At 72.2% G+C, this 13,483-nt stretch carries 14 protein-coding genes; 7 read left to right on the forward strand and 7 right to left on the reverse strand.

Translation table 11 applies throughout. From position 1 onward, the window contains the following. Nucleotides 1-4: 4 nt before the first annotated feature. A complete protein-coding gene (locus tag ABZO29_RS25065) occupies nt 5-1,177 on the reverse strand; it encodes an acetyl-CoA acetyltransferase (protein ID WP_367322425.1) in 1,173 nt (390 codons plus the stop codon). 110 nt (nt 1,178-1,287) lie between these two features. On the opposite strand from ABZO29_RS25065, the gene ABZO29_RS25070 reads away from it, so the two are divergent. Both ABZO29_RS25070 and ABZO29_RS25075 read left to right on the forward strand, forming a co-directional pair. Further along, the gene (locus ABZO29_RS25070) at nt 1,288-2,472 is read left to right on the forward strand and encodes an acyl-CoA dehydrogenase family protein (protein ID WP_367322426.1); all 1,185 of its coding nucleotides are present in this window, start codon (nt 1,288-1,290) and stop codon (nt 2,470-2,472) included. Further along, nucleotides 2,469-2,957, forward strand: a complete 489-nt coding sequence (locus tag ABZO29_RS25075; RefSeq protein WP_367322427.1) for a nitroreductase family deazaflavin-dependent oxidoreductase — start codon at nt 2,469-2,471, stop codon at nt 2,955-2,957. The genes ABZO29_RS25070 and ABZO29_RS25075 overlap by 4 nt, the downstream gene beginning before the upstream one ends. Here ABZO29_RS25075 and ABZO29_RS25080 read toward each other — a convergent pair. Continuing rightward, nucleotides 2,934-3,572 carry a LysE family translocator gene (locus tag ABZO29_RS25080; RefSeq protein WP_367322428.1) on the reverse strand — a complete coding sequence of 213 codons (639 nt, stop codon included), beginning with the start codon at nt 3,570-3,572 and terminating at the stop codon, nt 2,934-2,936. The genes ABZO29_RS25075 and ABZO29_RS25080 overlap by 24 nt on opposite strands. 82 nt (nt 3,573-3,654) lie before the next feature. Here ABZO29_RS25080 and ABZO29_RS25085 point away from each other — a divergent pair, with 82 nt between their 5' ends. Then, on the forward strand, nt 3,655-4,107 hold the full coding sequence (locus ABZO29_RS25085) for an Lrp/AsnC family transcriptional regulator (protein ID WP_367322429.1): 453 nt from the start codon (nt 3,655-3,657) through the stop codon (nt 4,105-4,107). Nucleotides 4,108-4,213: 106 nt separating this feature from the next. Here the strand turns inward: ABZO29_RS25085 and ABZO29_RS25090 are convergent, their stop codons facing one another. After that, on the reverse strand, nt 4,214-4,849 hold the full coding sequence (locus ABZO29_RS25090) for a TetR family transcriptional regulator (protein WP_367326234.1): 636 nt from the start codon (nt 4,847-4,849) through the stop codon (nt 4,214-4,216). A gap of 135 nt (nt 4,850-4,984) precedes the next feature. Here ABZO29_RS25090 and ABZO29_RS25095 point away from each other — a divergent pair, with 135 nt between their 5' ends. The 3 genes from ABZO29_RS25095 to ABZO29_RS25105 all read left to right on the forward strand — a co-directional run bounded on the left by ABZO29_RS25095 (nt 4,985) and on the right by ABZO29_RS25105 (nt 8,980). Then, nucleotides 4,985-5,719, forward strand: a complete 735-nt coding sequence (locus ABZO29_RS25095; protein WP_367322430.1) for a VOC family protein — start codon at nt 4,985-4,987, stop codon at nt 5,717-5,719. 188 nt (nt 5,720-5,907) lie between these two features. Then, nucleotides 5,908-8,268, forward strand: a complete 2,361-nt coding sequence (locus ABZO29_RS25100; RefSeq protein WP_367322431.1) for a PQQ-binding-like beta-propeller repeat protein — start codon at nt 5,908-5,910, stop codon at nt 8,266-8,268. A 178-nt stretch (nt 8,269-8,446) separates the two neighbouring features. Continuing rightward, nucleotides 8,447-8,980 (forward strand): hypothetical protein, encoded by a 534-nt coding sequence (locus tag ABZO29_RS25105; RefSeq protein ID WP_367322432.1) that lies wholly within the window; start codon nt 8,447-8,449, stop codon nt 8,978-8,980. 20 nt (nt 8,981-9,000) lie between these two features. Here ABZO29_RS25105 and ABZO29_RS25110 read toward each other — a convergent pair whose 3' ends face one another. Genes ABZO29_RS25110 through ABZO29_RS25120 form a run of 3 tightly spaced genes read right to left on the reverse strand, consistent with a single transcriptional unit; the run spans nt 9,001 to nt 11,341 of the window. Next, nucleotides 9,001-9,774: an enoyl-CoA hydratase/isomerase family protein gene (locus ABZO29_RS25110; protein WP_367322433.1), complete on the reverse strand. Its 774-nt coding sequence runs from the start codon at nt 9,772-9,774 to the stop codon at nt 9,001-9,003. Continuing rightward, entirely contained in the window at nt 9,771-10,187 is a 417-nt protein-coding gene (locus tag ABZO29_RS25115; RefSeq protein WP_367322434.1) for a Zn-ribbon domain-containing OB-fold protein, read from the reverse strand. The genes ABZO29_RS25110 and ABZO29_RS25115 overlap by 4 nt, the downstream gene beginning before the upstream one ends. 5 nt (nt 10,188-10,192) lie before the next feature. Then, nucleotides 10,193-11,341, reverse strand: coding sequence for a lipid-transfer protein (locus ABZO29_RS25120; protein ID WP_367322435.1), 1,149 nt, complete (start codon nt 11,339-11,341; stop codon nt 10,193-10,195). 93 nt (nt 11,342-11,434) lie between these two features. On the opposite strand from ABZO29_RS25120, the gene ABZO29_RS25125 reads away from it, so the two are divergent. Continuing rightward, complete coding sequence (locus tag ABZO29_RS25125; RefSeq protein ID WP_367322436.1) at nt 11,435-13,012, forward strand: FadD3 family acyl-CoA ligase; 1,578 nt, start codon at nt 11,435-11,437, stop codon at nt 13,010-13,012. 117 nt (nt 13,013-13,129) lie between these two features. Here the strand turns inward: ABZO29_RS25125 and ABZO29_RS25130 are convergent, their stop codons facing one another. Continuing rightward, nucleotides 13,130-13,312 (reverse strand): hypothetical protein, encoded by a 183-nt coding sequence (locus ABZO29_RS25130; protein ID WP_367322437.1) that lies wholly within the window; start codon nt 13,310-13,312, stop codon nt 13,130-13,132. Between the last annotated feature and the right edge of the window lie 171 nt (nt 13,313-13,483).

The raw sequence follows: 13,483 nt of genomic DNA on the forward strand, positions 1-13,483 counted from the left end.
AGGATCACTCCCGGCCCAGGACCACCGTCCCCGCCGAGCAGAACCAGCCCCCGGTCCCGGACGCCACCCCCAGCCGCGGCAACCCGCCGTCCCGTCGGCGCACCTGCCGCGCCCCCGCCTCCCCCCGCAGCTGCCGCACCGCTTCCACCAGGAGGAACAGCCCCCGCATTCCGGGGTGCTGGGCCGACAACCCGCCCCCGTCCGTGTTCACCGGCAGCTCCCCGCCCGCCACCCGCAGCCGGCCCTTCTCCACGAACGCCCCGCCCTCGCCCTTTCCGCAGAAGCCGAGGTCCTCGAGGGTCACCAGGGTCATGTAGGTGAAGGCGTCGTAGATCTCGGCGAAGTCCATCTCCTCCGGCCGTACGCCCGCCCGTGCGAAGGCCAGCCGTCCGCTCACCGCCGCCGGCGACACCGTGAAGTCGGTCCACTCGGACATCGCCGCGTGCGAGACGTGCTCGCCGGTGCCGAGGATCCACACCGGGGCCGTACGGCAGTCCCGTACGTACTCCTCGGCCGCCAGCACGACCGCCGCCCCGCCGTCGGACCGTATGCAGCAGTGCAGCTTGGTGAAGGGGTCCGCGATCACCGGGCCGTCCAGCACATCCTCCACCGTGATCGGATCGCGGAACATCGCCTCGGGATTCAGGGCCGCGTTCGCCCTGGCCTGCACGGCGACCTCCGCCAGCTGCTCGATCGTCGTGCCGTGTTCGATCATGTGGCGGCGGGCCGCCATCGCGTACTTGGCGATCAGGGTGTGACCGTAGGGCACCTCGAACTGGAGGGGGCCGCGCGCGCCGAAGGACAGGTTGCCCGTGCGCCGGCCCGCCCTGATGTCCGCGCGGGCCGTCGAGCCGTACACCAGCAGGACGGCGTTCGCGTGGCCGGCGGCGATCGCGTCGGCCGCGTGGGCCGCCATGACCTCCCAGGTCGAGCCGCCGACCGAGGTGGAGTCGACCCAGGTGGGGCGCAGGCCGAGGTACTCGGCCACTTCGACGGGCGCGAGGGTGCCGGTGCCCGCCGAGGCGAAACCGTCGACCACCTCCCGGCCGAGTCCCGCGTCCGCGAGGGCCCGTCGGGCCGCCTGGGCGTGCAGGGTGTACGGGGTCGCGTGGTCCACGCGGCCGCAGTCGGAGAGGGAGACGCCGACCACGGCCACCTTCCGGGTGGCAGGTGACATGAATCTGACGGTACATCAGATTCGATTCCCCGTGGCAGGTGTCCTGCCTCTGTGCATCCGTCTCCGGCCGCCCTAATATGACGGACCGTCAGATCCGGAGGGAGAGGGCCATGGACACCCGCTTCACCGCCGAACAGGACGAGATCCGCCGCACGGTGCGGGAACTGCTGCACAAACGCTGCGGCCCGCAGGACGTGCGGGCCGCCGTCGACACCCCCGCCGGGCACGACCCGGCCCTCTGGGCCGCCCTCGCCGAACAGCTCGGCCTGCCCGGGCTCGCGCTGCCCGAGGCGTACGGCGGTGCCGGCTGCTCCGTGACCGAACTCGCCCTGGTCGGCGAGGAGGTGGGACGGACGCTCTCCCCCTCGCCCCTGCTCGCCACCGCCGTCCTCACGGCCCCGCTCGTCCTCGCCCTCGGCACCGACGCCCAGCGCGCCGGGCTGCTCCCGCGGATGGCCTCCGGGGCCCTGACCGCCGCCCTCGCCGTCTCCGGTGCCGGACTCACCAGGGCCCTCGCGCTGACCTGCGGCAACGACGGCGACTGGGCCGGTGGGGGGCGCGCGGGAGGCGTTCAGGCCCGGCGCGCGGAGGGCGGATGGCGGTTGTACGGGGAGGCCGACCAGGTGCTGGACGGGCACAGCGCCGGACTCCTCCTGGTCGCCGCCCACACGGGCGGGTTCGCCCGGTCGCGCACGCTCCTGTTCCTCGTCACGGGGGACGCCGAAGGGCTCGTGCGCGTACGGCAGACCGCCCTCGACGCGACCCGGCCGCGCGCCCGCGTCCAGCTCCGCGATGTCCGGGCCGAGTTGCTCGGCGACGAGCGCGCGGACGTACTGGCCGCCCTGTCCGCCACCGGCGACACCGCCGCCGCCGTCCTCGCCTGCGAGGCCGTCGGGGCCGCCGACCGGGTGCTGGAGCGGACCGTCGAGTACGTCGGACAGCGCGAGCAGTTCGGGCGGGCGATCGGATCCTTCCAGGCGGTGAAGCACCAGCTGGCCGACGTGTACGTCCAGGTGCAGGCGGCGCGCTCGGCGGCGTACTACTCCGCCTGGGCGACGGCACACACGGAACGGGTCGGCGGGCTCGCGCTCGCCCAGGCCCTTGAGGCGCTGCGGACCGCCGCCGGGGAGGCGATCCAGCTGCACGGCGGCATCGGTTTCACCTGGGAACACGAGGCCCACCTGTACTTCAAGCGGGCCGCGGGCGACGAACTGCTCTTCGGGCCGGTCCACCGGCTGCGCGCGCACGCGGCCGACACGGCCCGGCTCTTCGAACTGCCGGAGGTGACGGTGTGATCGGCGAACGCGTGGTGCAGAGAGTGTCCTCGACGCGGACCTTCGCGAAGGTCGCGCCCCATGTCATTCCCGCGCTCGACCGCGCCGTACACCGCCTCACCCGCGGAAAGGTGCTGCTCAGCGCACAGATGCTGCCGGGGGTGATCCTGACCTCGACCGGAGCGAGAAGCGGACAGGCGCGGCGCACGCCGCTCGCCTGCATGCCGGAGGACGACGGGCGGAGCTGGCTGCTCATCGGCTCCAACTTCGGACGGACCGGCCACCCCGCCTGGACCCACAATCTCCTCGCCCACCCCGACGCCGAGATCAGCTGGAAGGGCGCGGACATCCCCGTCGCGGCCCGGCTTCTCGAGGGCGAGGAGCGGGCCGCCGCCTGGAAGGCGGTGCTGGCCTTCTGGCCGCCGTACGCGACGTACCAGGCGCGGGTGGACCGCGAGATACGGCTGTTCCGGATCACGCCTCTACAGCGCCGCCGGCCCCTGTAGCGTCGCCAGTCGCTCCACCAGCAGAACCGCGCCGATGCCGAGCATCGCCGCCCCCGACGTCCGGGTCACCGCGCGGGCCGCCACGGGCCGGGCGTGCAGCACCGCCCGGGCCCCCACGCCGACCGCCAGATAGACGGCGGCGCAGCACACCATGTGCAGCAGGCCCATTGCGGCGGTCTGCGCGGCGACCGGAAGGTGCGCACCTGCGACGGAGAGGAACTGGGGCAGCACCGAGAGGTAGAGCAGCAGACCCTTGGGGTTCAGGCCGCTGATCGTGGCGCCGCGCAGGAAGACGCGCGCACCGCCCGAGGCCACGGCTTCCCCTGCCTGTGGCGCGCCCGGCCTGCGCAGCACCCCCCACCCCAGCCACACCAGATATCCCGCCCCGGCCACCGTCAGCGCGGTGAGCAGCCCCGGTGACCCGGCGACCAGGACCGCGAGCCCGGCCACGGCGAGCACCGTGTGGAGTGCGTAGCCCGCGACCAGCCCCGCCACGGCGGCCCCCACCGACCGCCCGCGCAGCCCCGCGGCGATCACGTACGCCCAGTCCGCGCCCGGCACGCACACCAGCAGCAGATCCACGGCGAGGAAAGAAATCAGCGTTCCCGAGTTCATGTGGGGGACATTAGGCGCGATTGCCTCGAAGGTGTTCCCGAAGTTTTCCCTCATCGGCCCGATGTGGGGGAAGATCTGCCCCATGGATGACGTGGACCGGAAGATTCTTGCCGAGCTGCAGCAGGACGGGCGGCTGACCGTGACCGAGCTGGCCGGGCGGGTGCGGCTGAGCGTCTCGCCCTGTCACCGGCGGCTGCGGGAGCTGGAGCGGTCGGGGGCGATCAGCGGATACCGGGCGGTCGTGGAGCCGGCCGCGGTCGGGCTGACCTTCGAGGCGCTCGTCTTCGTCTCGATGCGGCAGGAGGACCGGGACACGGTCGCCGAGTTCGAGCGTGCGGTGAGCGAGGTGGAGTACGTGCTGGAGGCGCAGCGGCTGTTCGGGGACCCGGACTATCTGCTCCGGGTGGCCACCGCCGACCTCGCCGCCTTCCAGCGGCTGTACGACGAGCGCCTCGCCACCCTGCCGGGCGTGCAGCGGCTGACGTCCACGCTGGTGATGAAGCACGTGGTCAAGGACCGTCCGCTGCCCGCGTAGCGCAGCAGGCGGTGACCCACCGGGGGATCCGGTGAACCACCGCCTGCAAGACAGGACTTGGGGCCGCGAGGGCCGAACGCGGTTGTTGCCGCGGGCTGCTCCCGGGCTACTTGGTCGGCTTCTTGCCGGTGATGCCCAGATGCACGAGCAGCGCCAGGTTCGGCTTGAGTTCAGCCTGCTTGACGCCCCACGTCTGGAAGCCCTTCTGGTGCGAGGCGACGGCCGCGAGCATCGCGACCAGCGAACCCGCGACGGCGGCCGGGTTCACGTCCTTGTCGACCCTGCCCTTGGCCTGCAACTCGGCGATGGAGTCCACGAGGGAGTTGTTCACCGAGTTCAGGATCTTCATTCGGATCTTGTAGAAGCGCTTGTCGCCCTCGGCGGCCCCGAGGTCGACCACGCGCAGGATGGCGTCATTCTTGCGCCAGAACTCCAGGAATCCGTCGACGAGTTCCTGCGCGGTCTGCCAGCCGGCCTTGCCGACCCAGCTGCGGCCCTCGAGCAACTCGGTCAACCCGGCGCCCTCGGCGGCCATTTGCTCGGCGATCTCCAGGACGGCACCTTCGACGTCCGGGAAGTACTGGTAGAAGGTGGCGGGCGAAGTGCCCGCCTTCCGGGCGACATCGATGACCTTGACGTCCCGGTAGGGGGAGGAGCTGAGCATCTCGCTGAGGCAGTCGAGCAGCTTCTGCCGGGTCGCCTGCCCACGCCGACCGGCCACCCGGCCGTCGACGGTACGCACTTGTCCTGTCATGCCGTCAGCTTACCGAGGGGTGATCGGAGCGCGATTCGGCCGACTGCAAATGGGGTGCACGGGTGCCGTGGGGCTGGTGTGCCTGGTCCTGCGCGGTGCGCAAGACGCCGCTAGTTTGACGGTATGGCCGAAAACAGGGCATCCGCAGAGGGAGCGGGATACGGAGAGGGCGTCCCGTGCTGGGTGGACGCGCAGCTTCCCGACGTGGAGGCGGGCAAGCGGTTCTACGGTGAGCTCTTCGGGTGGGCCTTCGAGGACGCGTACGACTCCACCGTATGGGCCCTGCTGGACGGCGAACCCGTCGCCGCGCTCGCCCACAAGACGGACGGCCGCATGCCCACCGTCTGGACCGTGTACTTCGCGACGAGGGACGTGGCGGAACTGGCCCGCCGGATCCGCGCGGCCGACGGCCAGGTCTTCAGCGGACCCCTGCCGGTCGGCGATCTGGGCACCGCCGCCCTCGCCGCCGACCCCGAGGGTGCCGTCTTCGGACTCTGGCAGGCGCAGGGCCACCCCGGATTCGGCCGGCGGCAGGAGCCGGGCGCCTTCGCCTGGGCGCAGCTCTACGCCCGGGACATCGCCACCGCCAACACCTTCTACGGCACCCTCTTCCACGAGGCCCTCTTCGGGCCCGACGCCGAGCCCGACTTCGGCCGCGCCCCCGTCTCCGACTTCTTCCCGGCCGAGATGCCGCCCCATTTCCTCGTCCACTTCGGCGTCGAGGACTGCGAGGAGGCACTCGGGACGGTGAACCGGCTCGGCGGGCGCGTCCAGGCGGGACCCTTCGAGGCCTCGTACGGAACGGTGGCCGTCGTCACGGACAATCAAGGTGCGTCGTTCGCGGTGCTGCAGCGCTGAGGCGTTCCGGTTGCGACGCGTTTGCCCTGGTATGGGGTGAGACACCCTTGTTGTCCCCGGGTTCGCAACCACGCGTCCGGCCAGGAAGAATCGGGGTGCGTGCCGCCATGGCGGTGCGGTGGTGAGACGCTGCACGGGGTCGCGTACATATGTGGGTGACGCGGCTCGTACGGGGAGGTGGCAGGCAAGTGGTGGATCAGCTGACACAGCACGATCCGCGCAGGATCGGGCCGTTCGAGGTGCTGGGACGGCTGGGTGCCGGCGGCATGGGGCTGGTCTATCTCGCGCGCTCGGCGTCCGGCCGGCGCGTGGCGATCAAGACGGTCCGTACGGAACTCGCCGAGGACCAGCTGTTCCGTGTCCGCTTCACCCGTGAGGTGGAGGCGGCCAGGGCGGTCTCCGGCTTCTACACGGCGGCCGTGGTCGACGCCGACCCCCGTGCGGCCGTGCCCTGGCTGGCCACCGCGTACGTCCCCGCGCCCTCGCTCGAGGAGATAGTGAACGAGTGCGGGCCGCTCCCGGCCCAGGCGGTGCGCTGGCTCGCGGCGGGCGTGGCGGAGGCGCTGCAGTCGATCCACGGTGCCGGGCTGGTGCACCGGGACCTCAAGCCGTCGAACGTGCTCGTCGTCGAGGACGGCCCCCGCGTGATCGACTTCGGCATAGCGTCCGGCGTCTCGAACACGCGTTTGACGATGACGAACGTCGCCGTCGGAACGCCCGCCTACATGTCGCCCGAGCAGGCGAAGGACTCCCGCAGCGTGACCGGGGCGAGCGACGTCTTCTCGCTCGGCTCCATGCTGGTCTTCGCCGCCACCGGACACCCGCCCTTCCACGGGGCCAACCCGGTCGAGACGGTCTTCATGCTGCTGCGCGAGGGCCCCGACCTGGAGGGCCTCCCGGACGAGCTCCGGCCGCTCATCGAGTCCTGTATGCAGATGGAGGCCGCCGGCCGCCCCAACCCTGCGGACCTCCAGGCCCAGCTCGCCCCGCATCTCTTCGGCTCCGGCTCCGACGACAGCGGTACGGCGTCGGCGTGGCTGCCCGAGCGCGCGGTGGGCCTCATCGAGTCGCGCCGCGGCGGCCGCCCCGCGGTCAAGCCCGCCGGGGGCCCCCGCAGCGGCGGCGGCCGCCCCGCCGTACCGCCCCCGCCCTCACGCGACCCCGTCCTCCCGGCCCCGTATCCCGCGCCCCTGCCGGTCGGCGCGCCCGACACCGGCCCCGTGCGGCTGGCGGGCGCGGCGGTGCCGATCGGGCCCGGCCCGCGCGTCGCCGACGCCCGCGCGGCCGCCGTGAAGGCGCCCCCGCCGGAGGCCGGCCTGGTCGCCTCCTGGTCAAGGCCCCGCCCCGGAGTCAACGGCACAGACCCCGCCGTGGGCCCTGCCGTACCGGCGCCGCAGCCCGTGCCCCCGGAGACGGCGGCCGGCTGGCGGCCCTGGCGCTTCCGCATGTCCAACGACGTCTGGGGCACCCCCGAGGTCGCGGACGACCTCGTCTACGTCACCTCCTTCGAGGTGCACGCGCTGGACGTGGCGACCGGCCGCCGTCGCTTCAAGACGCGGGACGTGGCCTGGTCGATGGCGGTGTCGGAGGGCCGTATCCACGCCTCCGACGGCCCCACGCTGTTCGCGCTGGAGGCCCGCGAGGGCGCCGATCTGTGGCGGCTGTCGACGGACGCCTGGGTGTACTCGCTCAAGGCAGACCGGGGCACGGTCGTCACCGGCACGCGCGGCGGCGGAGTCCAGGCCTGGGAGGCCTCGGGCGGCCAGAAGCTGTGGGAGATCACCGGCTGCCAGACGGACTTCGAGTCCCCGGAGGCAGGCCCGGCCGTCCACGAGGGCACGGTGTACGTCTGGCAGGACGCCCGCCTGCGCGCCCTGGACGCCCGGACGGGTGACGAGCGCTGGTCCTACCCGATCGGCGACGCGGCCTCCTGCGGCGGAGTCCCGGTCCGCGTGACCCACGGCCCGGACGGGTACGTGTACCTGTCCGCCGGGGCGCGCGTCCTGGCGGTCGACGTGGCGAGCGGCATGGTGCGCTGGCACTTCGAGGCCCCGGCCGTCTTCCTCTCCCCGCCCACCTTCGTGCCCGGCCCCGCCGTGACGGGCGGCGGCGTCTACCTGGCCGACTACCTCGGCACGGTGTACGCCCTCGACGCCACCGACGGCCGCGACCGCTGGCGCATCGCCACGGAGTCCCGGGCGTCCGTCGAACCGGTCCTGGTGGCCGCGGGCCATGTCCACGTGGGCAGCGGCAAGGGCCTCTACACCCTGGACGCCGTCACGGGCACGCCCAAGTGGCGCTTCCAGGCGGGCGGCGACATCGTGGGCGCCCCGGCGGTGGCGGAGGGCCGTATCCACTTCGGCTCGACGGACCACCTGCTGTACACGCTGAAGGCCGACGACGGCCGGCTGCGGTGGAAGCTGGCGACCGGCGGCGAGATCACCGGATCGCCGGTGGTGAAGGACGGCGTCGTGTACGCGTGCAGCAAGGACCGCTGTGTGTACGCGCTCGACGCGGAGAAGGGGACCGGTACGGCGCGGACCGCCTGACACGGCGGTCCCGGTCCCGGGACGGCCGTCGTACCGGGCGCACGGAAGGGGTTCCAGACGGCGGCCGTCGCTGCGGGGAGCGGCCCTGTCCGCCGCTCTCACCCCAGACGCTACGCCGGGTACGCGGTCGTCGCCACGCAGTGACATGATCGTGACAGCAGCTGCATAGAGTGACGGCATGCATCTACGGGGACGTGGGCTCAAGTTCACAGCGGTGACGGCGATGGTGGTCCTGGCACTGACCGGATTCTCGACGGGACGCGGTCACGGCACCAAGCACGACAGCGACGGGAGCGGCGGCGGCTGCAGCAGCTCGAGCCAGGACCACGACAGCTCGTCGTCGACGTCCGGGGGTTCCTCCTCGGGGTCGGGCTCGTACCACGACGATGACGACTACGACGACACCAGTGGCTCCGGCAGTTCGTCCGGGGAGACCGCCACGACCGCGGATGCCGCCGACGTCGAGGTGGTGGAGTGCGCGACGAAGGACGACCCGGCCGCGAAGTTCGATGTCACCAACCGCAACGACCGGGACGGCACCTTCAAGGTCGACATCGCCTTCAAGGACGCGAGCGGCGCCACCGTCGAAGAGCGAGGTATGGAGGTGGAGGTGGCCGCGGGGAGTACGGTGACGGTGGGCATGAAGCTGTCCTCGGCCGACGCGGCCAAGGTGGCCCACTGCGACGCGGACCCGGTGGCACCGCCGGTGTGAACCGGCCCTAGGGGCCTGCCCTAGCGGATGCGGGGCTCGGCGGTCGTCCGTCCGGCGAACAGTTCCGCCTGCCGTTCGGTCGGCAGGTTTCCCAGCGCGATGAGGTGCGGTGCCTGGGCGAACGCCTGGGCGCGGGCGGCCTCCTGGGCCGCCCACAGCGCGCGCACGGTGCCCTGGACACCCTCCGCCGGATAGCCGGCGATGACGGTGGCGCAGTGCACGGCCGCCTCCACCGCGCCACCCGGCTCGGTGAGTTCGGAGACCAGCCCGATCTGGTGCGCCCGCCGGGCGGACATCCGCTCGGCGGTCCCCATCAGCATCATCCGCGCCGCCTCCCCGAACGGCATCCGCTGCGCCATGAGCACGGACTCGTACGCGCTGACCATGCCGTAGGTGGTGTGCGGGTCGAAGAAGGAAGCGGTCGTGTCCGCGACGATGAACTCGCACTCCCCGAGCAGATAGAAGGCACCCCCACAGGCCATTCCCCGCACCGCGGCGACGACCGGCTTCCACAGGTCGTTCGCCTTCGGCCCGATCCGGAGCAGCGGATCGTCCTGCATGTAGGGCGAGTTGGGCTGCGGCACCACCACGTCCCGGTCGAGCCCGGTGCAGAACGCCCGCTCCCCGGCGCCGGTGAGCACGACGGCCCGTACGGAGTCGTCGAAGCGCAACCCACGCCAGGTGTCCGCGAGTTCCCGCGCCGTCTCGAGGTCGACGGCGTTCAGCCTGGCCGGCCGGTCGAGGGTGACGACGGCGACACCGGTGTCCTTGTCGGCGGTCAGACGCAGGCTCATGGGCGCTCCAGAACCCACTGGGGAAGGCCGTTGCCGTCGAAGACGACCTGCACCCTGGCCCCGATGCGGATGCGCTCGACGGGAAGGGAGCCGAGAGCCGCTCCGGGCTCGGCGACGAGATTGCCGACCAGCCGTATGCGCGGAGCCTCGGCCAGCTCGACCACGACCACGTTGTACGGCGCCTGCTCCGCGTAGTCGGGAAGCAGCGGCGGATGGGGGACGACGTACGACCAGACACGGCCGTGCCCCGACACCGGCCGCCACTCGCCGTCGAAGGACTGGCAGTGGGGGCAGCACGGCCGTGGCGGGAAGCGGAGTTCCCCGCAGTCGGCGCAGGCCTGGACACGGAGCTCGCCCCGGGCGGCGTACCGCCAGAAGGGAGCGCCGTCGGAATCGGCGACGGGAGTCAGCATCGCACTCAACTCCTCAGCAGCAGGGCGGACGTGGGGACTCCCTCGCCCGCCGTGACGAGACAGGTGGCGGCACCCGGCACCTGGGCGGTACTGGTACCCCGCAGCTGCTTCACCCCTTCGTTGATGAGGTTGAAGCCGTGCACATAGGCCTCGCTCAGCCCGCCCCCGCCGGTGTTGACGGGCAGCCGCCCGCCGATCTCGAGCGCGCCCCCTTCGGTGAAGGCCCCGCCCTCACCGCGGCCGCAGAAGCCGTAGCCCTCCAGGGAGAGCGGTACGAGGGGGGTGAAAGCGTCGTAGATCTGGGCGACGTCCACATCCTGTGGAGTGAGGTCGGCGTGCTTCCACAGATGGCGGGCGGCGGTCCAGGCGGGTCCGGTGAGGGGGTCGTCGTTCCAGTAGTTGACCATGCCGTGGTGCTGGGCGGGCAGGCCCTGGGCGGCGGAGTGGACGTAGACGGGGGTGCGGCGGCAGTCGCGCGCGCGTTCCCGGCTGACGATCACGCAGGCCAGCGCCCCGTCCGTCTCGAGGCAGTTGTCGAAGAGGCAGAGCGGCTCGCTGATCCATCGGGAGGTCATGTACATCTCGCGGGTCAGGGGGCGTTCGTACATGACGGCGGCCGGGTTCTGGTTGGCGCGGTTGCGGCAGGCGAGGGCGACGTTGAAGAGGTGGTCGCGGGTGGCGCCGTACTCGTGCATGTACCGGCGCGCCAGCATGGCTATCTCGTCGGCGGGCCGCAGGAGTCCGAAGGGCCGGGTCCACTGGGCGGGGGTGGGGAGCTGGACGGCGGTGTCGGTCCAGGGGCGTGGCCCCGACCCCCGCTTCCGGGACCGCCAGGCGACCCCGACCGTCGCCTGCCCGGCGGCGATGGCGGTGGCGAGATGCGCGACCGTGGCACAGGAGCCGCCCCCGCCGTAGGGGACGCGGCTGAAGAAGGTGAGGTCACCGAAGCCGACGGCCTTGGCGAGCTCCACCTCGTCGGTCTCCTCCATGGTGTAGGAGGCGAGGGCGTCGACCTCGCCGGGCGCGATGCCGGCGTCGTCGAGGGCGGCGAGGACGGCACGGCAGGCGAGGGTCTTCTCGTCCTCGTCGAGATGTCTGGCGAAGGGGGTCTGGCCGATGCCGACGATGGCGGTGGCGTCCTTGAGTCCGGCCATGCGCACACCTCCATGCTGCTGAAGGGCTGCTGACAGGCCGTCAGGGTACAGCTAATCTGACGGGTAGTCAGCTACGGGGTTGGGAGGCGTGCTGTGCGCGGTGATCTGGAGTGGGGCAGCGTTCCGGGACTCGTCCGGTCCGCGGCCGAGCGCTATCCGGCCGTCGAGGCGGTGGTGGAGGGCCGTACCCGGATCTCGTACGCGGAGCTCGGCGCCCGTGTCGAGCGGTCGGCGGCGGCCTGCGTCGCAGGCGGCATCGCCCCGGGCGACCGGGTCGGGATCTGGGCCCCGAACACGCTGGACTGGATCGTGGCCGCGCTGGGCGCGGTCTCAACGGGCGCGGTGCTCGTCCCGATCAACACCCGCTTCAAGGGCGCGGAGGCGGCGGACGTGCTGCGCCGTAGCAGGGCCCGGCTGCTGTTCGTGACCGGCACTTTCCTCGGCACGTCGTACGTGGCCTCGCTGCGCCGCGCGGTCGCGGAGGGGCCGGGGCTGCCGGATCTGGAGCAGGTGGTGGTGCTGTCGGACGACGCACCGGCCGACTACCGCACCTGGAAGGACTTTCTGGCGGGCGGGGACGGGGTCGGCGAGGCGGAGGTCCGGGCGCGCGCCTCGGCGGTGCAGGGCTCCTGGCCGTCGGACATCGTCTTCACGTCCGGTACGACGGGCCGTCCCAAGGGTGCGGTGATCACCCACGCGCAGACGCTGCGGGCGTACGAAGTCTGGTGCGACCTGGCCGGCTTGAGGCAGGGCGACCGCTATCTCATCGTGAACCCCTTCTTCCACACGTTCGGCTACAAGGCCGGAGTGATCGCCTGTCTGATGCGCGGCGCGACGATGATCCCGCAGCCGGTGTTCAACGTCGGCACGGCGCTCGCGAACATCTCGGCGGAACGGGTGTCGGTGCTGCCGGGCCCGCCGACCCTCCACCAGTCGCTGCTGGACCACCCGGCGCGGGACACGCACGATCTGTCGGCCCTGCGGCTGGTGGTGACGGGCGCGGCGGTGGTGCCGTTGCAGCTGGTGGAGCGGTTGCGCGGGGAGCTGGGTGTGGAGACGGTCCTGACCGCGTACGGCCTCTCGGAGGCGAGCGGCATCGTGACGATGTGTCGGCGCGGAGACCCGCTGCCGGTGATCGCCTCGACGTCCGGGCGGGCGATACCCGGCACGGAGGTGCGAGTCGAGGCGCCGGTCGGCGAGCCCGGCGAGGTGCTGGTCCGGGGCTTCAACGTCATGCGCGGCTACTACGAGGACGAGACGGCGACCGCCGAGGTCCTCACACCGGACGGCTGGCTGCGCACGGGCGACGTGGGCGTCCTGGACGAGGCGGGCAACCTCCGCATCACCGACCGCATCAAGGACATGTTCATCGTCGGCGGCTTCAACGCGTACCCCGCGGAGATCGAGCAACTCCTGGGCCTCCACCCGGACGTGGCCGACGTGGCGGTCATCGGCGTACCGGACGCCCGGCTCGGCGAGGTCGGCAAGGCGTACGTGGTACGGCGGCAGGGATCGGTACTCACCGCTGACGACCTGATCGCCTGGGCCCGACGCGAGATGGCCAACTACAAGGTCCCGCGGTCGGTGGAGTTCGTGGGGGAGCTGCCTCGGAACGCGAGCGGGAAAGTGGTGAAGGGGGAGTTGCGGGGGAGCGCCGAGCGTCGTCCGTGAGCGCGGAGGCGGGCAGCACGGCGACGGGGCCGAGCTTTCGCTCGGCCCCGTCCGGACGTATCCCGGCCGCGGCGGCTCCCCTCCGGGCCGCCGCGGCCGATCCCCGTGTGTGGAGGCTTACTTCGTCGGCTTGAAGGGCTCCGACGTGGCGTGCAGGTCCTTGGTCTCGATGGGCTCTTCGGTGGCGTGCAGGTCCTGGGGCGTCACGTCCGCGTCCGTGGCGTGCAGGTCCTCGGTGGTGACCTCGCCGTCCGTGGTGCCGGTGGCGTGCAGGTCCTGCGGCTTGAGCTCGTCGCTCATGTGCTCAACTCCCCTTGAGGCGGTTCAAGTACGTGGACTAGGCGGGGCCCGTCCGGCCACTCCCCCGAGGGTGGCCGGACGGGCCGCCTGGGCCGCTCACCCTGGTTGGCAGGTGCGAGGGCCTCCGCAGTGACCCGTCTGCCCCCCGACGCGACGGATCGACTGAGTCGA

Origin of the sequence: Streptomyces sp. HUAS ZL42 (genome assembly GCF_040782645.1) — a bacterium.
Classification (GTDB): Bacteria; Actinomycetota; Actinomycetes; order Streptomycetales; family Streptomycetaceae; genus Streptomyces.